This is a genomic window from Streptomyces sp. BE20 (assembly GCF_036322525.1).
Taxonomy (GTDB): Bacteria; Actinomycetota; Actinomycetes; order Streptomycetales; family Streptomycetaceae; genus Kitasatospora.
Map to the genome: position 1 here is coordinate 147,721 of NZ_JAQYWW010001186.1, position 24,001 is coordinate 171,721.

The window sequence follows — 24,001 nt, forward strand, 5'->3', positions numbered from 1 at the left end:
TCCGCCCGCCGCCCGGCGGCGGTCACCCGGCCGCCCCGTCGGCCCCGGCGTCCGGCTCCGCGACCAGGGCGGTCTGGAGCTGGACCGTCCGCCGCCGGGTGATGTGCAGGGCCCGGCCGGGCGGCAGCTGGCGCGGCTTGACGTTGCCGAAGATCGTGCCCTCGCTGGGTGGGCAGGAGAGCAGCGTCACCGGGGTGTTGATGTCCTGGAGCCGGCGCAGCACCGGATCGGAGTAGGCCCGCCCGATCCCGTTGGCGGCGCGGGCGATCACCAGGTGCAGGCCCAGCTCGGAGCCCTGGGCGAGGTGTCCGAGCAGCGGTTCGAACGGGTTCGGCCCGGAGGCCGGGACGAGGTCGAGGTCGTCGACGATCACGAACAGTTCGGGCCCCGTCCACCAGTCGCGCAGCCGCAGCCGGGCCGGGCTGATGTCCTCGCCCGGAACGCGGGCCTCCATCGCCCGGGCGGCCCCGGAGACGATCTGCTTGACCACGTCCACCGAGACGGCGTAACCGAGCCGGTACTCCTCCGGCAGGCTGTCGTAGAGGTCGCGCCGGAAGTCGATCAGCATGATGCGGGCCTCGGCGGGGGTGTACGCGGTGGTGATGGCCTTGATCATCAGCCGCAGCAGGTTGGTCTTGCCGCTCTCGCTGTCGCCGACCACCAGCAGGTGCGGGCTCTCCTCGAAGTCGTGCCAGAGCGGCGCGATGGCGGTGTCCTCCAGCCCGAGCGGGACCCGCAGCCGCCCCTCGGGGGCGGGCAGGTCGGCGGCGTCGAGCAGCAGCGGCAGCATCCGGACCTCGGGGGCGCGGGGGCCGGTCCAGTGCTCGTTGACGGCGTCCACCAGGTCGGCGACGCCCTCGGCGAGGTCCTCGGTGGTCCCGACGCCGTCGATCCGGGGCAGCGCGGTCAGGAAGTGCAGGCGGTCCTCGGTGAGACCCCGGCCGGGGATCCGGGGGACGGTCGCCGCGGCCCGCATGTTGATCATCGAGTCGATCGAGTCACCGAGCCGCAGCTCGAAGCGGGTGCCGAGCTGGTCGCGCAGGCCGCCGAGGATCTCGCCCCAGCGGGCCGCCGCGATGACGAGGTGGACGCCGTAGTTCAGACCGCGTCCGGCGATCAGGTTGAAGACGGAGACGTAGTCGGGGAAGTCCTGGCGCACGGTGTTCCAGCCGTCGACGACCAGGAACACGTCCCCGTACCGCTCGTCGGCCAGCTCCGGGTCCCCGGCGGCCCGCCGCCGGCGGAACGTCGTCATCGAGTCGATGCCCAGCCGGGCGAAGCTCTGCTCGCGGCGGCTGATCACCCCGGCCACCTCGGCGAGCGTGCGGCCGATCCGCTCGGGGTCGTGCCGCCCGGTGACGCCGCCGAGGTGCGGCAGGCCGCGCAGGGCGGCCAGCGTGCCGCCGCCGAAGTCGAGGCAGTAGAACTGCACCTCCTGCGGCGTGTGGGTCAGGGCCAGCGCGGTGACCAGCGTCCGCAGCAGGGTGCTCTTGCCGCTCTGCGGGCCGCCCGCGATGCCGACGTGGCCGCCGGCACCGGACAGGTCGGCCGTGTAGATCTCGCGCAGCTGCTGGAACGGGCGGTCGACCACACCGACCGGGACGGTGAGCCGGCCCCGGTCGGGCCACCCGTCCGGGGTCAGGCCGTGGGCCTCGCTCGGGGCGAGCGGCGGGAGCAGCTCGTCCAGGGTCGGCGGGACCTCCAGCGGCGGCAGCCAGACCTGGTGGGCGGGCGGTCCGGCGTCGAGCAGCCGCTCGGCGGCCAGCTCCAGCAGGGTGACGGTGGCCTCCTCCTCGCGCGCCTCCGGCTCGATCGGCTCCGGCGCGGGCCGGTTGGGCGTCACGTACGCGGTGTCGTACGGGACGATCTGCCCGGCGGCCGCGGCCTGCTGGGCGGCGCCGCGCCGGCTGCGGTAGGGGCCGGACACGTAGGACGCCTTGAAGCGGGTGAGCGTGGCGATGTCGCTGCGCAGGATGCCGTTGCCGGGCTGCGAGGGGAGCTGGTAGGCGTCCGGCACGCCGAGCACGCCGCGGCTCTCCATGGCGGAGAAGGTCCGCAGCGCGATCCGGTAGGAGAGGTGGGACTCCAGCGCGTGCATCCGGCCCTCGTCCAGGCGCTGCGAGGCGAGCAGCAGGTGGACGCCCAGGGACCGGCCGAGCCGGCCGATCATGATGAACAGGTCCATGAAGTCGCGGTGCGCGGAGAGCAGTTCGCTGAACTCGTCGACGACGACGAACAGCGTCGGCAGCGGGTCGAGCTGGGTCCCGGCGGCCCGGGCGGCCTCGTAGTCCAGCAGCGAGCTGTAGTTGCCGGAGGCGCGCAGCAGCTCCTGGCGGCGGTTCATCTCGCCGTGCAGGGCGTCGCGCATCCGGTCGACCAGGGCGGCCTCGTCGGCGAGGTTGGTGATCACCGCCGAGGTGTGCGGCAGCCGGTCCAGGCCGAGGAAGGTCGCGCCGCCCTTGAAGTCGACCAGGACGAAGTTGAGCGTCTCCGAGGAGTGGGTCAGCGCGAGCGCGAGGACGAGGGTGCGCAGCAGTTCGGACTTGCCGGAGCCGGTGGCGCCGATCAGCATGCCGTGCGGGCCCATGCCGCCCTGGGCGGACTCCTTGAGGTCGAGGTCGACGGGGGAGCCGTCGGCGCCGAGCCCGAGCGGGACGCGCAGCCGGCTCGTCCGTCCGCGGTCCGCCCAGGCCCGGCGGACGTCGTGCTGGTGGAGGTCGCGGATGCCGAGCAGGGCGGTCAGGTCGAAGTCGGTGTTCAGCGGCTCGGCGGTGTCCACCGAGTCGCCCAGCCGGAAGGGCGCCAGCGTGGTGGCGAACCGGCGGACGGCGGGTACCTCCAGCGCGTCCGGGCGCCCGAGCGGGGTGACCTCGTCGTTGCGGTTGCGGTCGGCGCCGACCAGCTCCAGCTCGCCGTCGGTGATCCGCAGGCGCAGCCGGAACCGGTTGTGCTTCCACTCCAGCGCCTCGCCGACGTCCAGCAGGACGGCGTTGCGGTAGCCGGCCAGCGCGGCCCGGCTCCCGGAGGACAGCCGGACGCCGTCGAGCACGATCACCGTGAACGGCTCGTCGCGCGCGGGCTGCGCCTCCGGCTCGTACGGCGGGCGCTCGGCGAACTCCGGCCCCAGCAGCTGCTCCAGCTCCACCATCGAGCCGGCCACCAGGCGGACCGGCCCGGCACCGTCGGTCTCGGTCGGGTGCAGGGCGTGCGGCAGCCACTTGAGCCAGGACCAGTCCGCGCGCCGCTCGGGCGCGACGGCGGCGGCGATCCGCAGCTCGTCCGGGGCGTGGAAGAAGGCGAGCTGGGCGAGCATCGCCCGGGCCAGCGCGCGGGCCGGCTCCCGATCGGGCTCGTCGGCTCCGCCGTCGTCCTGGTCCTCCGGGGCGGCGCACCGCACCAGCACCTGGGCGTAGCCGCGCACGTGCACCGCGATCGGCTGCCCGGCGATCGACCCGTACGCGTGGATGAAGCGGCGCAGCGCGTGCGCGCAGAGCGGCTCCAGGTCCTCGATCGGCTTGGTGGCCAGCGGGGCCAGCCGCACCGCCAGCCGCTGCGGCCCGGTCGCGATCCGTACGTCGCCGAAGTCCGGGTGGGAGGAGCGCCGCTCCCAGAGCCGGGAGGTGCGCACCAGTGAGGCGAGCGTGCCGGGCCCGGGGTGGCGCCAGGCCAGCGCCAGCCGCTGGTTGACGACGTGCCGGCGGACCTGGCGGCGCATCTGGGCGAGGTAGCGCAGGTAGTCGCGGCGCTCCCCGCGCAGCTGCCGCTTGCGGTCCCCGGAGCTGCGGATCAGCTGGGTCACCAGCATGCCGACCGCGGAGAGGCCCATCATGCCCATCGCGACGTACTGGAGCGGCCCGCCCCCGCCGTTCGGGTTGAGGAAGATCATCACCATCGAGAGCGAGCTGAGCGCCATCGGGGCCATCGTGAGCATCTGGGAGATCCCGCTCTGCGGCTCCGGCAGGCCGGGCGGCTCCTGCAGCTGGATCTCCCCGTCCGGCATCTCCGGTCCGGGACGCCGGGGCGGACGGTCGACCACGACCACACTCAACGGGGTTCTCCTCTCACTGCGCCTCCCCGGGGCGGGCGGACCGCCGGGCGGCCCGGCCGGGACCCGCCCGGACCGGGTGGCGGCGGCACGGGGACCGCACCCTGGCCTACGGCCCGCACTCCGCGCGCGGTTCACCGGGCCCGGCGGACGGCCGGGTCCGGCCCGGTGAACCGCCGGGCCCCCGCCGCCCGTAGTGGCCTGTGGGAGACCGGCCAGGCCCGGCCCGGCGGAGGAGGGGCACGACAGGTGAGCGGTGCAGTGGCGGCGACCGGACTGTGCAGGCTGAGATTCCGCGCACCCGAGGCCGCGTTCGAACTGGCCGTGCCCGGGGACGTCGTCCTCGCCGACCTGATGCCGACCGTGGTCGGCTACGCGGGCACGGCCGTCGAGGAGAGCGGCGTCGAGCACGACGGCTGGGTGCTCCAGCGCCTCGGCGGCGAACCCTTCGACGAGGAGCTCACCCTGGAGGCCCTCGCCGTCCGCGACGGCGAGGAGCTGTTCCTGCGCCCGCGCCGGGACGCCCTGCCGGAGGTGCACTTCGACGACCTGGTGGACGGCGTCCGCACCGGCGTGATCGCCCGCGGCGACTCCTGGCGCCCCGCCGTCACCCACCACCTGGCCCTCGCCCTCACCCTGCTCGCGCTCGTCGGCGGCCTGCTGCTGCTGGCCCTGCCCGGACCCGAGGGCGTGCGCTGCGTCTGCGCGGCCGTCGCCGCCCTGCTGCTGTTCGGTGGCGCCGCCGCGGCCTCCCGCGCGGTCGGTGACGCGCCGGCCGGCACCGCGCTGGGCACCGCCGCCGTCGCGTACGCGGCCGCCGCGGCCGCGCTGGTGCCCGGACTCGACGGCCCGACCCGGCTGCTCGCCGGCGGATCGGCGGCGGTGGGCGGCGCGGTGGTGGCGCTGGTCGCGGTCGGCGGCGGCGCGTTCTTCCCCGGCCTGCTGGTGGCTGCCGTGCTCGTCCTCGGCGCGGGGGCGCTGGCCGCCTGCGGCATGGCCGTCACCGGCATCGCCGCGCTGGTCGCCGCCGCCGCGGTGCTGCTGGGCGCCTTCGTGCCGGGCCTCGCCTTCAAGCTCTCCGGCCTGCGGCTGCCCGCGCTGCCCCGCAACGCCGACGAGCTCCAGGAGGAGATCGAGCCCTTCCCCGCCGAGGACGTGCTCGCCCGGAGCACGGTCGCCGACGGCTACCTGTCCGCCTTCCTGACGGCCGTCGGCGCCGTCTGCGCGGCGGCGCTCGTCGTCCTGGCCGGGGTCGGGGACACCGGCTGGGGCACACCGGTGATGGCCGCCGACCTGTCGGCGCTGCTCCTGCTGCACGCCCGGGACATCGGCAGCATCCGCCAGCGGCTCGCCGTGCTGCTCCCCGGCGTACTGGGCCTGACCCTGCTGGCCGCGCGGATCGGCCTGGACAGCGACCGCACGGGGCGGCTCGTGCTGTTCGCCGTACTGCTGCTGGCCGCCCTCGGGCTGGCCGTCGTCGCCTGGACCGTCCCGGGGCGGCGCCTGCTGCCGTACTGGGGCCGGGCCGGCGACCTGACGCACTCGCTGGCCGCCATCGCGCTGCTGCCCCTCGCCCTCCAGGTCCTCGGCTTCTACCGGACCATGCGGGGGCTCGGCGGCTGAGCCGCCCCCGACAGGGGCCCGCCCGGCCGGGGCCCACCGCACGCCGACGACGGCCGGGCCCGCCGTCCGTACCGGCCGCCACGCCCCGCAGGAGGACCACCGCATGCAGTCCCGCCGTGACCAGGTACAGGCCCACCTCTTCGTGACGGGCCGGGTCTCCGCCGGCATGCTGCGGGCCGAGCCGGACGCCCCCGACAGCCCGGTCGGCCGGACCAACCGGGGCATCGCCATCGGTCTGGCGATCGCCCTGCTGGTCGGCGTCGGCGCGGGCGTCTACGGACTGGTCAAGCCCGGTGGCGCGACCGGCTGGCGCAAACCCGGCACCGTGGTGGTGGTCAAGGAGACCGGCACCCGTTACCTCTACGCCGGCGGGCTGCTGCACCCCGTCCTGAACCAGGCCAGTGCCCGGCTGCTGGCGGGCGACCAGCTGAAGGTCGACGAGGTCTCCCGCCGCTCCCTGGAGGGCACCGACCGGGGCGGCCCGGTCGGGATCGTCGGAGCCCCCGACGGCCTGCCCGCGCCCGCCTCGCTGGACCGCTCCGACTGGCTCGCCTGCACGGTCCAGGCCGTCGGCGCGTCCGGGGGGAGGCCCGCGCCGCTGCTCTCGCTCGCCGTCGGCTCCCGGCCGGGGAACGGCTCCATCGGTGACCGGGCCGTGCTGGTGGCCGCCCCCGACGGCGCCCCGCAGCTGCTCCGGTACGGCCGCCGCCACGCGCTGGACGTCCAGGGCGGCGCCGTGCGCGCGCTCGGCTACACGGCGGCCGTGCCCGTCCCCGTGACCGCGGCCTTCCTCCAGACCTTCGCCGCCGGGCCCGACCTGCGCTCCCCGGACCTGCCGGGCCGGGGCACGGCCGGGCCCGACCTCTCCGGACGGCCCACCAGGGTCGGCCAGCTGTTCGCGGGCAGCGGTGAGGACCGCTTCGTCCTCACCGGCCAGGGGCTGGTGCCGGTCGGCGCCACCCTGCTCGCCCTCCTCCAGGGCGACCCGCGCACCCAGAAGGAGTCCTACGGCGGCGGCGCGGTGGCCACCGCCCCGGTCGGCGCCGCCGACCTCGCCGCCCACTCCGCGCCCACCGCCGTCACCGCCGAACTCGCACCGGCCGGCCTGCCCGAACGGCCCCCGGTGCTGGCCACCCCCGGCCCCGGGCAGGCACTCTGCGCCGGGCTGCCCGCCGCCGGTGCGGGCGAGGTCGACCTGCGGATGCCGGACGCCACCGCCGTCCTCGGCCTGCCGCCGGTGGCCGAGCCGGGCGTCGTCCCCAGCTGCACCCCCGCCGACCGGATCGTCGTCCGGCCCGGCGGCGGCGCGCTGGTGCGGTCCCTGTCCGGGGGCGGTCAGGGCTCGACGCTGTACCTGGTCACCGACAACGGGGTGCGGTTCCCGATGACCCCGGACGCCGTCGAACGCCTCGGCTACGCCGGGGCCGCCCCGGTGGCCGTCCCGAGCCGGCTGCTGGCGCTGCTGCCGGCCGGACCGAGCCTGGACCCGGCGGCGCTCACCGGGACGGGGCTCGTCCAGCCGCCCGCGACCGACGGCAAGTGCGCGCGCTGAGGCGGTCCGCCGCCGTCCGCGGGGGGCGCTGAACCGGCCGGACCCCCGGGGCCGTTCAGCCTGGTGGGCCCGCCCGTGCGGCGGGCCCGGCAGAGAGACGTCCGACGCGAGAGGGACCGCGATGGCCAACAGCACGAACCCGAATGCCGTCACGAAGGCGGATCCGGCCTCCATCCAGGCCGTGAAGAGCACCATCGAGTCGCAGATGGGGGTCATGGAGGGCGTCAAGCGGGACATCGACATGAGCATCCAGGAGCTGGAGACCAAGTTCCAGGCCAAGTCGAGTGTCGTCTTCGTGCAGAAGATCGGGGACTGGCAGCGGAAGTACCAGGAGGTGATCGGCCTCTACAACGACTTCCTGGGCAAGCTGGCGGCCGGTGAGAACACCTTCAACGCCGCCGAGGAGAACGCCCTGTCGGTCGCCAACAAGAGCCCCGACGGGTACGACCCGATCAAGGACGCCCTGAACCCGCCCAAGTAGGCGACCGAAACCGAAGTCCCACCGGCCCGGGCGCGCTGCCCGGCCGTTCCCCCTCTCCAACGAAACGGGAGTCAGCGAAGTGTTCGTCGAGCACGCGGGCGTCGAGGCCGCCATCCAGTACCTCAGCGACACGGCCGAGCGGATGGAGGACGCGATGCGCATCACCAAGCAGAAGCTGGACAGCTTCTACGGCGGTCCCCTCCTCGGTGTCTTCTCCACCGCCGCGGAGAACCTCTCCGAGGCCCTCCGTACGAAGGACGGGGTGATGATCGGTGACATCAACTCCGCCACCCAGGACCTCGCGAAGATCCACCACATCCTCTGGAGCGCGGACTTCGAGGCCGGCCGGGGCATCGGCTGACGACCGACGGACGGGACTGACACGCCATGGCAGGCAACGAGTCCGGTGACGGAAACGGCGTCACCAAGATCACCGAAGGCTATGTCGCGGACTTCGCGAACCAGAAGCTCCAGGCACTCATCGACGGGTTCACGCAGAACTCGTACGTCCTCGACATCGGTCTCTACGCGACCGACGGCGGCACGACGAGCACAGGACGCCCGTCGCACCTGCTGGCGGGGAACCCGAGCGCGAGCGCTCCGTCCATCGGGCTCCTCGCCACCGCGTTCAAGAACTACTTCGGCGCGGTCAACGCCGGCTTCGGAACCATCAACAAGCAGGCCACGGACATGAAGCTGGACCTCAAGGATGCCGACCTCATCCTGCAGAACGGCGAGGAGGACGCCATCAGCGTGGCCGAGCTGATGTACCTGCTCAACAACGTCGTTCCCGGCGCCGGGGGCCGCTGACCCCGGCCGCAGTGCCCTCACGCGGGCCGGTCCAGGCGCAGGCCGGCCCGCACCACCGACCCTCCGGGGCCGATCCGATCCGACCGCGCCGGTCCAGTCGAAGGGGTTCACCGTGGGCAAGTACGAGGACGCCGTCGCGATCTTCGCGTCGTCGACCCAGACCAGTCTCGTCGACCGCGGCGCGGTCGCCGGTAAGGACGTCAAGTGGACGCCTGGCGACGGGATGGGGGACGCGACCGTCTACCACGAGTGGAAGACGTCCGACAGCAAGGGTATGCCGCACGACGCCTGGTGGGGGTGGAACTACCACTTCACGTACGAGAACGAGGACTACCGCGGCAGTTACGTCTACGGGATCAACTTCGACTACTCGACCCTCAACGCGGGCTCGCCGTTCGACCGGTGGCAGCACGAGTTCCTCAAGATCATCAGTCCGTTGCGGAATCCGCCGTTCGCCAACGACCGGTTCGACGTGGCCGCCTTCGGGCGCGTGGCCGAGGCCCACGAGCGCGCCTCCAAGTTCCTCGAGGAGTGGGTCACCAGGAGCAAGACCTGGGTCGACGAGGTCGACGCCCCGGACGGGGACTGGCAGGGCAGTGCCGCAGGAGCGTTCCACACGGTGCTCGGTGCCTTCCACGGCGAGATCGCCAGCTTCCAGCGCCAACTGGCGGACAACGGCGTCAAGAACGCGCTGAGCGGGATGGTCAATCCTCTGCTGGACGTCCTGTCCACCCTGGAGATGGCTTTCCACCAGTGGCGCCAGATGCGACTGGCCCACCCCGCCAACGCCCTCCAGGACGCCGTGGCCGACGCCTTCAAGGACGCCACGGTCGAGGTCCGCTGGCGGAAGGACACGGTGGCCAAGGCCACCTACGACGCGAACCTCAAGTCGAGCGACATCGCGTCCGCGGACGGGCACGGGGACCTGACCTTCAAGGTGACCGCGTCCCCGTTCGGTGACCCGCAGACGAAGGAGTTCTGGGAGAAGGTCGTCGTCCGGGGCAAGGAGATCTGGCTGGCCAACCTCGATCGGCCGCTGGACAACGAGGCGGGTAGAGCGCTGATCTTCCTCGAATCGGCCTACACCAGACTCCTGAACCAGATGAACAGCAACCACCCCCGGGTCGCCCTGCGGATGCCGCCGCCCGTCCCGCCGAAGGTGGACGCCCCGCCCGGCGGGAGCGGCGGGGGCGGCACCGGCGGCAAGGACGACCTCAACCTGAAGAACGACCTCGGCGGCGGCGGCCCCGGCAACAAGGAGTTCAAGCTCGACGGCGGCGCCGGGGGCGGTGGCACCGGCGGCAGCGGATCCGGTGGCAGTGGCACCGGGGGCATCGGCGGGATCGGCGGCATCGGCGGGAACACCGGCGGCGGTGGCGGTGGGGGCACCAAGCCGCCCACCAGCCTTCCCGGCGGCGTGAAGCCGCCCGAGATCGTCACCGGCGGCGGCAGCGGCGGCAGCGGCCCGATCCTCCCGGGTGGCGGAACGACCCTGCCGGGCGGCGGGACGGGCAGCCCCGGCCCGGGCGTGCACGTCCCCGACCTGCTCGGCGGCATCGGGAGCGGCGGCCCCGGGAGCGGCAGCTGGACCGGTGGCGTCGGCGGCGGAACCGGCGGCTCCGGCGGCCGGAACGTCGTGGTGCCGACCGGCTCCCGGGTCACCGAGGACGGCCGGGTGGTGGACGGCGAGGGCCGGCCCGTCCTGGACAACCGCGGCAACCCGATGGTGGTCGGCCGGGACTACACCATCGCCCCGGACGGCACCCTCCTGGACGGCCGCGGCAACCCCGTCTCCGAGAGCCGGCAGATCATCGACGACCTCGGCCACAGCTACCTGAGCACCGAGGACGACCTGCTCGCGCCCAACGACTTCGGCCTCGGCGCGTCGGGCCTCGGCGGTGTCGGCCTGCTCGGCTCCGCCGGCGGCGGCTCGGGCGGGTCCCTCCTCACGGGACCGGGCGGGATCTCCCCGATCACCGGCGCCGTCGGCGGGACGAGCGCGCGGGGCCTCGCCGCCGGCGGCGACCCGAGCGGACTGAAGGCCGCGGCCGAGGCGGCCACCGAGCGCATGGCGGCCGAGCGCGCGGCCCGCGCCGCGGCGGCCGAACAGGCGGCGCTGACCGGCCGCCAGGTGGCCACCAGCTCCGGCGGCGCCATGCCGCCGATGATGCCGCCCGGCATGGGCGGCGGCGCCGGTGCGGGCGGCAACGAGAAGGACCGCCAGCGCACCACCTGGCTGGCCGAGGACGAAGAGGTCTGGGGCACCGAGAGCGGAGCCGTCGAGGGCGTCATCGGCCGCTGAGACCGGGGCCACCGACGCCGGTGCGCCGGACCGACAGGGCCGGCGCACCACCCCGACCGGAACGAAACGACGAGGAAGCACGACACATGAGCAATCCCTTCGCGGACCAGATCGCCCAGACCATGGAGGCGATGCGCGACCAGCTCGCCAAGGCCGAGGAGACGCAGGCGGAGCTGGAGAAGCTCACCGCCTCCGTCACCTCCAAGGACCGCCTGGTGACGGTGAAGGTCGGCCCCCAGGGCCAGGTCCTCGCGCTGACCTTCCACACCACCGGCTACCGGGACAAGGCCCCGGCCGAACTCGGCGCGCTGCTCACCGACCTCCTCAACGAGGCCCGCGCCAAGGTGGGGGAGCAGGTCGCCGCCCGGATCCGGGAGTTCGAGGGCATCGGCGACACCCTGCGCCTGTCGATGACCGGCGGCAGCGACCTGGACGACCTGCTGGAGCCGCTGTGGGCGATGCGCCCCGGCTACGCGGACGACGTCGAGAAGAAGAAGACCCGCAAGCAGGAGGAATTCGGTGGCTGACGCCAACGTGCTCGCGAAGACCGAGTACATGAAGAAGGCCTTCGCCGAGTTCACCGAGCTCAAGAACCTCCTGAAGGAGATCGAGGCCGAGGTCGAGATCATCAACCGGGTCAACAAGACGGTCGGCGGCAGCGACGAGATCGGCAAGCAGTACCACGAGCAGATCGACGACCCGACCACCAACCTGACCGAGCTGATCAAGAAGGTCCGTGAGGTGGTCGGCACGGTCGGCGAGAACGGCGAGAAGCTCGCCGACAAGCTCGACCGCGCCGACGACCTCGCCACCGAGATCGCCAACCACGGCTAGCCGTCAGGTACCGGCAGGCTTCGCACCACCCCTGGAACGACCGGAAACGGCAGGCTGATCCACGTGCCCTACTCGTCGATCGTTGTCGACAAGACGACGGCGGACTTCTTCTCCAAGGTCACCGGCATGCCCTGGCCGGAGATCCGAGAAGGCGATCTGCGCGAGGTCCGGGACGCCTACCAGAAGCTCGCGAGGGACCTGCCGGAGCTGCGGCGGCTGATCGCCGAGGTCGCGGTCAAGGCGCGGCAGCAGTTCGAGGGCCAGGCCGCTCGGGAGTTCTCCGAGCAGATGAGCCAGTTCATCGGCGAGAAGGGCGCGTCGGACTACATCGCCACGGCGACCAAGACCGCCACGGCGCTCGCGAAGTGCGCCGACGACGTGGCCACGGCCGCCGAGTACACCAAGTGGATGGCCATCGCCCAGCTCGTCCAGCTGCTGCTGGAGATCGCGCTGGCCATCCTCTGGGCGCCGTTCACCTTCGGCGCCAGCCTCGCCGGGATCACCCTGAAGACGATCTTCACCCGCGCGGTGCTGACGACGTTGATGAAGTTCCTGTTCAAGACGATCCTGCTGCACACCTTCGCGGGGATCATGAGCGGCCTGACCATGGACCTGATCATCCAGGGCATCCAGATCGGCCAGGGGAACCGCAAGGAGATCGACAAGGACGCCCTCAAGCAGGCCGTCCTGTTCGGCGTCATCGGCGGTGTGATCTCCGGTCCGCTCAACCTGATCGGGATGGGCCTCGGCAAGCTGCTCGGCCGGCTGCTCGGCAAGACCGGCGGCCGGGTGGCGGCCGACAAGCTGTCCGACTTCATGATCCACGGCGACCGGGCCGCGCTGAACGAGGCGCTGAAGGCCGGCCTCAAAGGAGCGGCCAAGAGCGGGACCGGCACGCTGGAGAACCTCGCCGGCGTCACGGCGAAGAAGGCGGCGGCCGAGGGCACCGGCAGCTGGCTGGAGAAGTCGGCGTCCCGGGCCTTCGCCCGCGACCTCGGCACGCTGCTGGAGTCCTCGGACAACCTCCTGCGCCACGGCTTCGGCAAGGCCGCGGCCGACAAGTTCGTCGAGCGGATGACCCAGTCCTTCGAGAAGCACCTCAAGGAGAAGATCGGCGAGACCGCCGCCCGGAACCTGGGCAAGGAGTTCGGCGAGACCTTCGTCAAGGGCTGGGGCAAGAACGGCGTCGACCACGCCGCGCTGAGCGCGGGCCTGCGCGAGGTCATGGAGAAGAGCGGCCACAACCTCGCCGAACGCGGCGTCGGCGCGCTCGCGGACCGACTGGTGGACGTCGGCGAGCACATGACGCAGGGCAACCGGATGTTCCACCTCGGCTACGCGGTCGGCGAGCAGCTCAAGGAGGGCGTCCAGGGCAACCTCACCGAGGGCTTCTACAACCTGCTCTTCACCGACAAGCACGAGTTCACCACCACGCTCGCCACCTTCGGCTCGGGCATGGCGATGGGCCTGATGGCCCGTGGTCTGCACCACGCCGCGGCGCCGATGATGCAGCGGTACATGACCTGGGTGCAGGACACCCAGTTCAAGGCGATCGGCGAAGGCCAGTCCAAGTACTTCCCGCCCTACCACCCGCTGACCATCCTGGCGGTGCTGAGCAACCTTTCCGGCAACCCGGCCCCGCTCCTGGTGCCCCGGCTCGGACCGCAGCTCGGCTCGGGCGGAGAGGGGTCGTCAGGGGCGGGCGAGCACCTGCTCGGCTTCTCGCGCGGCGCCCACGGCGAGGCGGACGGCGACGTCGCCTCGGCCTTCCGACGTGCCTACGGCGACGCCGAGTTGGAGGACGTCTTCGGGAACGACGCCGACGCCAACCGGGCGCTGATCCGGGAGGCCTTCGGCCGGGGCCAGATCGAGGACACGTACAGCGACACGTCCGCCCAGGAGGAGTACGCGGCACTGTTCCGGGAGGCGTTCGGGCACGCCCGGCTGGAGGAGGTCTTCGACGACTGGATGCCGGCGCCCGCGCCGGTCGCCACCGTGTCGCACCAGGGCGACGCACCGAACGCGCCCGGGAGGACCGGGGAGACCGCCCGGCCGCAGCAGGGCCAGGCGCAGGGACAGACCCAGACCCAGGGGCAGACCCAGACCCAGGGCCAGAACCAGTCCCCGAACCCCTCGCAGAACCAGACCCAGACCCAGACTCCGAACCAGGCCGCGAACCAGACCCCGGGTCAGGGCCAGTCCCCGAACCGCCCGACCGTCAGCCAGGGGCCGGGGGCGCAGAACCCGGGGGCCGGCGAGGTCGCCCCGGCCGCGCCGGTCCGCACGACGTCCGAGACGGCGGCCCCGTCCGCCGCGTCCACGACGTCCGCCGCGTCCACGACGTCCACCGCGCCCGAGAGGTCCGCCCCGATCGCGGCGACCGCCCCGGCCGAGACGTCCGCCCCGGCCACGGCGTCCGCCGCCGCGCACCAGGGGCCGCCCCTGTCACCGGGCGGGCCGTCGGTCGAGCAGCAGACCGCCGGTCTGGCCGGGGACCGCGTCGTCACCTCGTCGACCTCCTCCGTCGGTCTCGACGGGGCGTCCGTCCAGCCGAATCCGCAGGAGCGGAACGCGTCGCTCGCGTCACTCCCGCAGGAGCACACCGCCCAGCAGGACCAGTCGGCCCAGACCCAGACCCAGAGCCAGACCCACACCCAGTCCCAGCCCGAGCCCCAGCCCCAGGCCCAGCCCCAGGCCGAGCCGGTGACCGACTCCGGTCAGCAGGTGACCGCGCCCGTGCCGCCGCCCGTCGCCGGCTCGGACCTCCGGCCGGGCTACGCCGCGACGCAGGTCAACCCGCCCGCCGGCCCCCGGCCCACCACCGAGGCGGCTTCCCCGCTGCGGCCCTACGAGGCCCGGCGCGGCACGCTGCCCACCGGGGAGCGGGCCACCGAACTCGTCCTGCGGCTGCACCTTGACAGCACGAGCCTGCGGCAGCCGACGGAGCGGGTCGCCGCCCTGCAGCGCCGCGCCCTGGACGGCGTCGCCGACGCCTACAACAACGGCCACCGGCTGCCCGACGGCAGCGTGCTGCGGGTGCGGGTCGAGTTCGTCGACTCCCCCGCCACCGCCCACCACACGGTGCGGCTGCACGACGGCACCGTCCGTCAGGACGAGGGCAACTGGGGGACGCGGGTCAGCCGGGACGTGGTCAGCCACGACATCGGACGGGTGCTCGGTCTGCGCGACGGCAACCGGGAGGTCTACCAGGGGACCGGCACGGACCGAGCCGCGCGGGGGCCGCTCCCGGACGGTCTGCGCGCCGTGGGCACCGCCGTCGAGGGCGCGTTCACCCCGGACCGCGACCGGGACGGGCAGCCCGGCGAGCACCGGCCCGAGAGCCGGGCCGCCACGGGCCTTCCGCCGCGTCCCGCGGTCGGACCGCAGGTCCGCGACACCGCGTTGTACGGCCGGCCGGGCGGCGACGACGGCCACCTGCTGACGCCGGGCTTCGACCGGGCCCACCCGGGCGCGAAGTACCAGGAGAACCCCAACGGATCACTGCGCATGGTGCCGCCGTCGGGCGGCGGTACCGCCGCCCGCACCCTCTTCCCTCCGCACTGGAATGCGGACGAGGCCGTGTACGCGGCCGAGCAGGCGTATCTGACAGCCGGGCTCGGGGGGCCGGGCCCCGTCCACTGGACGGGCGAGTACGCCGGCGTGCGGATCGAGGGGGACGCGACCGGCGGCGCGATCACCTCGTTCCGCCCCTCCGACGACCAGAGCGGGCTGAACCCGCCGCCCTACGCCCCGAACCGGCCCGTGCCCGACCACGCGGCCGCGCTCGGCAAGCCCGTGGCGCCCGGCGACCGACGGGCGCTGACCGGGGTCCACCACCGGCTCGGTACGGCCGAGCAGAGGGCCTCCGGCATCCAGGTCGTGCCGGTCAAGGGCTCCGACCACCCGAACGGCACCAGCCGGGCGAAGGTCTGGTTCCTGGACCCGAACCTGCTGCCGGGTTCCTCGGAGGCGGCCCTGCCGAGCCGCTGGCGCACGTCGGCGGACGCGCCGGAGACGGTGCTCTACCCGAGGAAGTGGTCGCCCGACCGGGCGGACCGGGCGGCGCGGACGGCTTACGACAGCCCGGTCCGCCGTAGCACGCCGGTGGGCGAGGACGGGACGGAGCACTGGATCGGCGAGGCGCACGGCGTCCGGATCGAGGGGCTCAGCCGGGACGGCGCGATCCTGACCCACCGGCCGGCCGACCTCCAGCCGCACACCGGGTACCGCCGCTGGGACGACGCGGCCGTCACCACGCGCTCCGAGCCGGTCGCCCTCCCGCTGGACGGCGGGACCCGCCCGGTCACCGTCCGGCGGGTGCTGTTCGACAACGGCCAGGAGGGCCTTCAGGTCACCGCCCGGCTCCACCTGGAGCCGACGGAGCCGCTGTCGTTCGTGCAGCTGGACTACGCGCACGAGCGCCTCCGGGTCCTCGCCCAGCAGTACGTCTCCCGGCAGGCCGGCGACGGGACGGTCCTGGACCTGCGGCTCCGGTTCACCGACGACCCGGACGACGCGTTCAGCAGCGCGAGGATCGACGACGACACGGACCACGACCTGGCGCGGCACCTGGGCCCGCTGCTGGACGCGGCGGGGCCGGACGGCCTGCGCGGCCTGCTGGAGCGGCACGCGCCGGCCTCCGTGCTGGACCCGGTCCGCGCGGAGAGCCTGCCGAAGCCCGTGCCCGGCAGCCTGCGCGAGCCCGGTCCGCCCCGCCCCGACGAGCAGCCGCCCCGGACCGCGGACCGGATGGGGCAGGAACGGGAATCGCTGCGCGGGCACTTCACCGACGAGGCCTGGACCCGGCCGCACCGCGGGTTGCCGTCGCACTGGACCGCCGACGACGTGCTGTTCGCGGCCGACCAGGTCCGCAGGCAGGCGGAGGCGAGGACGGACGGCGGCCTCCCCCCGAAGGGGGCGGTGCGCCTGAAGGGCAAGTTCGCCGGCGCCGGCATCGCGGTCCGGATCACGGACGGGTTGATCAGCAGTATCGAGGGCGTCCCCGGCGACCACGGGCTCCGGCCGTCGGGCCGGGAGAACCGGCCGCACCAGGTCCTCGCCACGGCGGAGGTTCGGCCGCCCTCCGACGCGTTCCTGGCGAGGGTCGGGGAGCGCTCCCTGCAGTCGTTCGAGGCCGGCCGGATCCGGCTGGCCGACGGCGACACCCAGACGGTGCTGAAGCTGCGGGTGCACCTCGACACCTCGCCGCTCGGCGCGTCGGGTCAGGACGACCCCCGGCTGGACGGCCTGCGCGACCGGGCCCGGCGCGGTGTCGACGAGCAGTTCAACCGGGGGCAGCGGCTTCCCGGCGGGGACCTGCTGCGGGTCGAGGTGGAGTTCACCGACCGACGGGAGGACGCCCACCACACCGTCACGGTCCACCCGGTCCTCGCCCGGGAGAGCCTGACGGAGTGGAGCGTCGGCACCACCGAGCGGGTGCTCGCCCACGAGCTCGGGCACGCCCTCGGCCTCCCCGACGAGTACCGCGAGGCGACCGGCGGCCCGCGGCCCGTCCACCAGGACAACGCGCTCATGGGCACCCCGTACCTGGACCGGTCCGGCCTGCCCCTCGTGGACCAGGACCACCGGGGGGCCGCCGCGGCCGAGCTGGCCGCCCCGGGGCTCCCGGTCCGCTACCTGCGGGAACTCGGTGCCGTCGTGGGCCCGCTGTTCGACCTCCCCGGCGGCCCGGCCGACCGCGGCGGCCCGCCGTCCAGGGTGGCCTTCGGCGAGGACGTCCGCCGTGCGGCCCTGTACGGCCCGTCGGACGGCAGCGGGGGACACCTGTACCCCGCGCCCGGTTCCGACCGCCCCCGGCCGGAACGGATCCAGGACTCGGAGCACCGCAACGGCACGTTCAAGGTCGCCGACCGCGATCCCGGCCCCGAGCGGGTGCGCAGCCACGGACTGGCCGGCGACCTCGCGGTGCCCGCGCGCCGCCCGGAGCCGGACGGCGAGGAACCGCCCCGTCGGACGCGGACCATGTTCCCCGCGCACTGGACGTCCGACGACGCCGTGTACGCGGCCGAGCAGGCCTACCACAGTGCCCGTCGCACCGGGCTGGTCACCGAGCAGGGGCCCGGCTCGTACCGCTGGGTGGGCGAGTACGGCGGGGTGCGGATCGAGGGCCGGGTGACGGGCGGGGAGTTCACCTCCTTCCGGCCGTCCGAGGACCAGGGCGCCCTGGCGACCCCGAGTTTCCAGCCGATGCGCCCGGTGGAGCGCACCTTCGCGCTGGGCGCGGAGGACCACGCCCGCTACGGCGACCGGCAGACCCTCACCGGTGCGCACCACGCGCCGCCCGTGGCGGCCGCCATGGCCAAGGGCCTCATGATCGGCCCTCCGCAGCGCGAGAACGAGAACGGCACGTATCGGGCGACCGCGTGGTTCCTCGACCCGAAGGTCGCCCCCGGATCGCCGCTGTCGACCTTCGACACCCGCTGGCACCGCAGCGCGGACGAGGCGCCGCACACGATGTACCCCAAGGGCTGGACGCCGCACGAGGTCCTCTCCGCCGTGGAGGCGGCGTACGCGGCCCGGCGCGACCCCCGGCCCCGGGGCGACGGTGACGAGCACTGGGTGGGCGAGGCGCGCGGCGTCCGGATCGAGGGGATCACCCGGGACGGGCTCCACCTCGTCCACCGCCCGACGGCCGAGCAGCCGATCACCCGGTGGGACTGGAAGGAGGTGACCGCGAAGTCCTCCCCCGGCTCGATGAGTTTCGGGAGCCGCCGGGCGGTCGTCCAGCACGTCCGCTTCGCCGCCGGCCAGACCGGCCTGCTCCTCACCGCCAAGGTGCACCTGGACTTCCCGCCCGGGACGCCGCAGATCACGGTCGTGCGCCATCAGATGGCGGTGCGCAACGCCGCGGAGGCGTACGTCCGCCTGCACTCGGGCGAGGGCGATCCGCCGGCCCGGTTCGAGATCGAGTTCACGAAGGTCGCGGCCAGGGACGGGCTGAGCGTCCCCCTCGCCGCAGACGCCGGCACCCGGGACCTCGACCTGCGCACCTACCTGCCGGACCTCGCCGACCCGGACCGGATGCCGCTCTCCGAGCTCCTCGGCCTGGCCGGCTGGCACGCCGGGGATTCGGACTGGACGCCCCACGGCGACCCGCGCCCCGAGGTGCCGCCGCTGCGTGCGCCCGGCACGCCCGGAACGGGCGAGCGTCCGGCGACCCTGCCCCAGCTGGGAGCGGACACGCCGAACGGCTGGCCGAGGTTCGCCCCGGGGGTCAAGGACGGCGTCAACGTCGGCCTGCCGTCCGCATGGACCCGCCTGGACGCCATGCACGCCGTGCAGAAGGCGATGGACGAGCGGCCCGCCCCGGCGGCTCCGGCCGACGAGGTGACGGTCGGCGGGATCCGGATCAGGGTCCGGACCGAGAACGACCTGATCGTCGACTTCTTCGGGGCCCCGGGCCAGACCTTCCCGTCCCAGCTCTCCCGGCCGGAGCGCCCCCTCGGCGAGATACCGCACACCGTCCGGGCCTTCGACGAGCCCGGATCCGGGCCCGCACCGACCGAGGGAGCGGAGGGGCAGCAGACCGCGCCCGGGACCGCGCCTGCCGGGACCGCGCCCGTCGGCCCGCAGGACGCGCTGCCGGCCGCCCTGCGGAACCCCGGCTGGCAGACGTTCACGTCCGACGGGGCGGTCACGCCCCCGCCGCGGGCGGAGCGGACGGCGTCCGGACCGCAGCCGGTGACCGAGCCGAACGGCGTGGTCCGGACGTACGACACCTGGCACCTCGCGGACGGCATCGCCGCGGACGCCCCGATCGCCGCGTTCCCGTCCCGCTGGAGGCGCCCGGTGGGCGCGCCCGGGCAGGCGCACTACCCGGAGGGCTGGACGGCGGCGGTCACCGCGCACCACGTCCAGGAGGCGATGGCGAACGCCTGGTACGGCGGCCCGGCGGACGGCGGCCACTCGCTGGTCGTCGGCGACTCCGGCGGCGTCTCGATCGTCGGGCTGTTCGGTCCGAACGGCGACTTCCTCTTCCACCGCCCGTACGACTGGCAGCCGGCTCCCCAGCACGGGGACCACCCCTGGCCCGTGGCGGGGGTGGCGGCTGTCGGGGAGCCGCACCCGCTCCCGGACCTCGGGCCGGTGGAGATCCGGAAGGTGCGCTTCGACGACGACAGCGCAGACGGCGCCGACTCCGGCGTCCAGGTCACCGCCAGGATCCGGCTGACCCCGGGCGCCCTGGCCGGTGAGACCGAGCTGCACCGCGCGCAGGACGCCCTGCGGGCGCAGGTCGAGCCGTACCTGGAGGGTCACCGGGACGGTTCGCGGCGGCTGGACCTGCGGCTGGAGTTCACCGACGACCCGGACGTCCCGGCGACCGCGGTCGGTCTCGGCGACGCGCCGACCCTCCGGGCCGCCCTGCCCCGCCTGTACGAGGGGGCGGGTTCGCACGACCTGCTGTTCGTCCTGGAGCGGCACCTCGACGGAATCCCGGACCCGGTGGAGGCGCACGGCGGCCACCACTGGGCGACCGGGCTCCGGCCGCACTTCACGGCCGAGGCCTGGGACCGGCCGGGTCGCGGCCTCCCCCGGGAGTGGACCGCGGACGAGGCCAGGTACGCCGCGCGCGAGATCATGCGGACCAGGCCGGCCGCCGTCGCCGGCCCGGGCACGCCCGCGCCGGTGGTCCACCGGGGCACCTTCGCCGGTGTGCGGGTGAACGTGCGGGTGGAGCACGGGGTCATCACCGACGTCTGGGGCGAGCCGCACCAGCGGTTCGGCCCGCAGCTGACCGCGCCGCAGCCCGAGCCGCACCGGGTGATCGGCACCCACGAGGTCGTCCCGCCGGGCAACGCGTTCGACCGGAGCCTGGACGTCCGCGTGGTCCAGCGCTTCGAGGCCACCCGCATCAGGCTGGCGGACGGCGACACCGAGACCGTGCTGACGGTGCGGGTGCGACTGGAGACCTCGACGCTGGACCTGGCCGACCCCGCCACCGTCCGGGCACTGGACGCGCTACGGGACTCGGCCAGGGAGGGTGTCAGGGAGATCTACGACGTCGGCCAGCGGCTGCCCAGCGGCGACCGGCTGCGCGTCGAGCTCCGGTTCGTCGAGACCGAGGCGGAGAGCCACCACACCGTCAATGTCCTCCCCGAGACGGACCGGGAGAACCACCGGACGTGGAGTCTGGACACCACCGGCGGGGTGGTCTCGCACGAGGTGGGTCACCTCCTGGGCCTGCCCGACGAGTACCGGGAGGCGTCCAGGGGCGCACGGCCGGTGTACGTGGACGGCGGCCTGATGGGTGGCCGCCACGTCGACAGCTTCGGCCGCTACCCCGTGGACCAGGACCACATGGCCATCGGGCCGAACGTCATCGACCCCTCGCGGGCACTCGCGACGCGGAACCTGCGCCAGCTGGGCGCGGTGGTCGACATCGCCTTCGGCAGGGACCGCGGCCCGGAGCCGGGCGGCGCCCCGGCGAGGCCCCTGGTGACGGAGGACACGCGCCGCGTCGCGCTGTACGGCGGCCGGGACGGGAGCGGCCACCTCTACCCGCCGGCGGGATCGGAGCGGCCGAGGCCGCCGAGGCCGGCCGGCTCCGACAACCGCAACGGCACCTTCAGGGTGGTGTCCGAAGGACCGGCCGACGCGACGGCGACGCGGACCGGCACCCCGGCGGGCGACCTGGCTGCGCCGAGGCGCAGCCGGACGATGTTCCCCGAGCACTGGACGGCGGACGACGCGGTGTACGCCGCGGAGCAGGCGTACCAGCACGCCCGGCGCACCGGCGCGACCACCGAGACCGGGCCGACCTCGTACCGGTGGACCGGCGAGTACGGCGGCGTCCGGGTCGAGGGCCGGACCGAGGCGGGGCAGATCACCTACTTCCGGCCCTCCGACGACCAGGGCGGCCTGGACGCACCGGCGTACCTGCCGTGGCGCCGTACCGACGGGCCCCTCGACCACCGGGTCGAGGACCTCGTCCGCTACGGCGACCGGCTCACCCTGTCGGGCGGGCACCACCGGCCGACCGAGGAGGCCGGCCGTCGGCGCGGGATCGCCGTCGGACCGACGGCGGAGGCCAACCCCAACGGGACCTACCGGGCGGCCGTCTGGTTCCTGGAGCCCGGTGTCACTCCGGGCACGCCGCTGTCGGAGTTCCCCTCCCGCTGGCACCGCCGCGAGGACAGCCCGACGCAGACCTTCTACCCGGCGGGCTGGACGCCCGGGCAGGTGCTCTCCGCAGTGGACCGTGCCTACACGAACCGAACCGGAGGGGACACCCGCGACGACGGCACCATCCACTGGACCGGGGAGGCGGACGGCGTCCGGATCGAGGGCGTCACCCGGGACGGACGGCACCTGATCCACCGTCCGACGGCCGATCAGCCGGGCGCGCCGGCCGATGCCTCGCCGCACGGGCCGCTGGTCGTGCCCGGAACCCCGGGCACCGGCGAGCGTCCCGCGACCGTCAGCCGGGCGGTGGACGAGGGGATGGGCTCCGGAGACGCCTTCTCCGCCGGGCTCGCGGCCTGGGACGGGTCGGGCGACCCTCCCGGCGGGGGCGCCCGCACTCCCCGGCCGGGCCGGAACCTGCCGCCCGAGTGGACCCTGGCGGAGGCCAGGTACGCGGCGGTGCAGGGCTCGCGGATCGGCTCGGACCGCACGGGCGTGGACCCCGCCACGGGCCTGCGGACCGAGACCGGTGAGGTCGAGCACCAAGGGATCCGGATCACGGTCGTCCGGGACTGGGACTCGTACCGCATCATCGACATCTACGGCTCCCCGGACCAGGTTTTCGCCCCCCAGGGCCGCAAGATCGTCCCCGAGCGGAACCCCGGGCAGACGGGCCCCGAAGCAGAGCCGGTCCTTCCGCATTCCACCAGCAGGGCGGAGGCGTCCTCCTCGAGTCCGCGCCCGGACGCGGACGGGGACACCGACCTCCACTCGGACGCGGGCAGCGAGTCGTCCTGGGACTCCTCTCAGGACGAGGCCATGGACCAGTACTCGGACGTCGACGACAGGTCCGAGGCGGACTCGCTGGACCTCATGCTGTCCTCCGACGACGAGGGCATGGAGTGGGAGGGCGGTTCCGACGCCGGTTCCGACCGCAGCTCCGAGGACCGGGACTCGGAGTCGGACCTGCACTCGGACCTGCACATGGACCTGGACGAGGCACCGCTGCAGCAGCCGAACCGGGTCCGGCCGGCGTACGAGGCGCCCGCGCCGGACCTGAGGTTCGCCATGGTCCTCGATCCGGTCGAGGTCACCGCACCCGCGAACACGGCGCTGCACGGCAGCGTCTCCACCCGTCTCCGGCGGTTCCAGGCCGCCCGCGGCCTCCTGCTGGACGGCAGTCCGGCGGTCGAGGCCGTCGTGCGGATCCACCTCGACACGTCGGGGCTGCCGGCCGGTCAGGACCACACCACGGCCCTGCAGAACCTGCGGGAGCGCGCCCGGCAGAGCGTCGACGAGTACTACAACACCGGGCACCGGCTGCCGGACGGCGACGTCCTGGTGGTGCGGACCGAGTTCGTCGAGGACGCGGGCCAGGCGCACCACCGGGTGCGGGTCCTGGACGGGGAGGTGCGCGAGCACTCCGACATCTGGGGTCTGCACACGGGCCGGGCCGTCCTGGGCCACGAGATCGGCCACCTGTTCGGCCTGCCCGACGAGTACCGGGAGCGGCGCCTCTACGAGGAGGGGACCGACCAGAACGGCAACCCCGCGGTCGTCTCGCTGGAGGTCCACCCCCGGACCGTCCACACCGACGCGGGCCTGATGGCCGGCACCCTCGCCGGCCACGGCCGCCCCCGGGTCGACATGGACGCCGCGGTCAACGCGGACGACACCCCGATGCGGTTCACGCTCGCCCCGCGGAACCTGCGCGAGCTGGGCCAGGCGATCGAGCACGCCCTCGGCGCCACGCACACCCTGCCCACCACCGGCCACGACCTCCCGCGCCGGGCGGCCTTCGGCCTGGACGCCCGGCAGTCGTCGCTGTTCGGTGACACCCGCAGTCCGGGCGGCCACCTGCTGCCGCCGATCGGCTCGGACCGGACGGCGCCCGAGCGGGTGGTCCGGGTGGAGCGCAACGGTGTCGTGGTCGCCGACTTCTCGGCGGAGCCCCCGGCCGGTCCGTCCCGTGCCCGCCGGGTGGACACCCTGTCCGCGGCCGGTGACCTGCTGACCACCGGGCCCGCCCACCGGCGGATGTTCCCGCGCAACTGGACGAGCGAGGACGCGGTGTACGCGGCCGAGCAGGCGTATCTGCACGCGCTGGGTACCAACACCGTCGTCCCGCTCGGCGGGAGCCGGCACCGCTGGACCGGTGAGTACGCCGGGGTGCGGATCGAGGGCGAGGTCCGGGGCGAGCAGTTCCTGTCG

Annotated in this window: 10 protein-coding genes; 9 read left to right on the top strand and 1 reads right to left on the bottom strand. The window is 74.3% G+C overall.

The annotated features are described in order from the left end of the window. Positions 1-22: 22 nt before the first annotated feature. Positions 23-4,000 (bottom strand): type VII secretion protein EccCa, encoded by a 3,978-nt coding sequence (gene eccCa / locus PUR61_RS38305; protein ID WP_329884427.1) that lies wholly within the window; start codon positions 3,998-4,000, stop codon positions 23-25. Positions 4,001-4,294: 294 nt separating this feature from the next. Between eccCa and eccD the strand changes: the two genes are divergently transcribed. The 9 genes from eccD to PUR61_RS38350 all read left to right on the top strand — a co-directional run. Continuing rightward, positions 4,295-5,668 carry a type VII secretion integral membrane protein EccD gene (gene eccD, locus PUR61_RS38310; RefSeq protein ID WP_329884401.1) on the top strand — a complete coding sequence of 458 codons (1,374 nt, stop codon included), beginning with the start codon at positions 4,295-4,297 and terminating at the stop codon, positions 5,666-5,668. Between the two features lie 103 nt (positions 5,669-5,771). Beyond that, entirely contained in the window at positions 5,772-7,220 is a 1,449-nt protein-coding gene (eccB, locus tag PUR61_RS38315) for a type VII secretion protein EccB (protein WP_329884404.1), read from the top strand. Between the two features lie 121 nt (positions 7,221-7,341). After that, entirely contained in the window at positions 7,342-7,701 is a 360-nt protein-coding gene (locus tag PUR61_RS38320; RefSeq protein WP_329884406.1) for a WXG100 family type VII secretion target, read from the top strand. A gap of 79 nt (positions 7,702-7,780) precedes the next feature. Beyond that, positions 7,781-8,062, top strand: a complete 282-nt coding sequence (locus PUR61_RS38325; protein ID WP_329884408.1) for a hypothetical protein — start codon at positions 7,781-7,783, stop codon at positions 8,060-8,062. Positions 8,063-8,088: 26 nt separating this feature from the next. Then, a complete protein-coding gene (locus PUR61_RS38330) occupies positions 8,089-8,511 on the top strand; it encodes a hypothetical protein (protein ID WP_329884410.1) in 423 nt (140 codons plus the stop codon). A gap of 112 nt (positions 8,512-8,623) precedes the next feature. Beyond that, positions 8,624-10,813 (top strand): hypothetical protein, encoded by a 2,190-nt coding sequence (locus PUR61_RS38335; protein ID WP_329884412.1) that lies wholly within the window; start codon positions 8,624-8,626, stop codon positions 10,811-10,813. Positions 10,814-10,899: 86 nt separating this feature from the next. Then, on the top strand, positions 10,900-11,340 hold the full coding sequence (locus tag PUR61_RS38340) for a YbaB/EbfC family nucleoid-associated protein (RefSeq protein WP_329884414.1): 441 nt from the start codon (positions 10,900-10,902) through the stop codon (positions 11,338-11,340). After that, positions 11,333-11,647 (top strand): hypothetical protein, encoded by a 315-nt coding sequence (locus PUR61_RS38345; protein ID WP_329884416.1) that lies wholly within the window; start codon positions 11,333-11,335, stop codon positions 11,645-11,647. The genes PUR61_RS38340 and PUR61_RS38345 overlap by 8 nt, the downstream gene beginning before the upstream one ends. Before the next feature lie 63 nt (positions 11,648-11,710). Then, on the top strand, positions 11,711-24,001 hold a 12,291-nt coding region (locus tag PUR61_RS38350), incomplete at its 3' end, for an EndoU domain-containing protein (protein ID WP_329884418.1).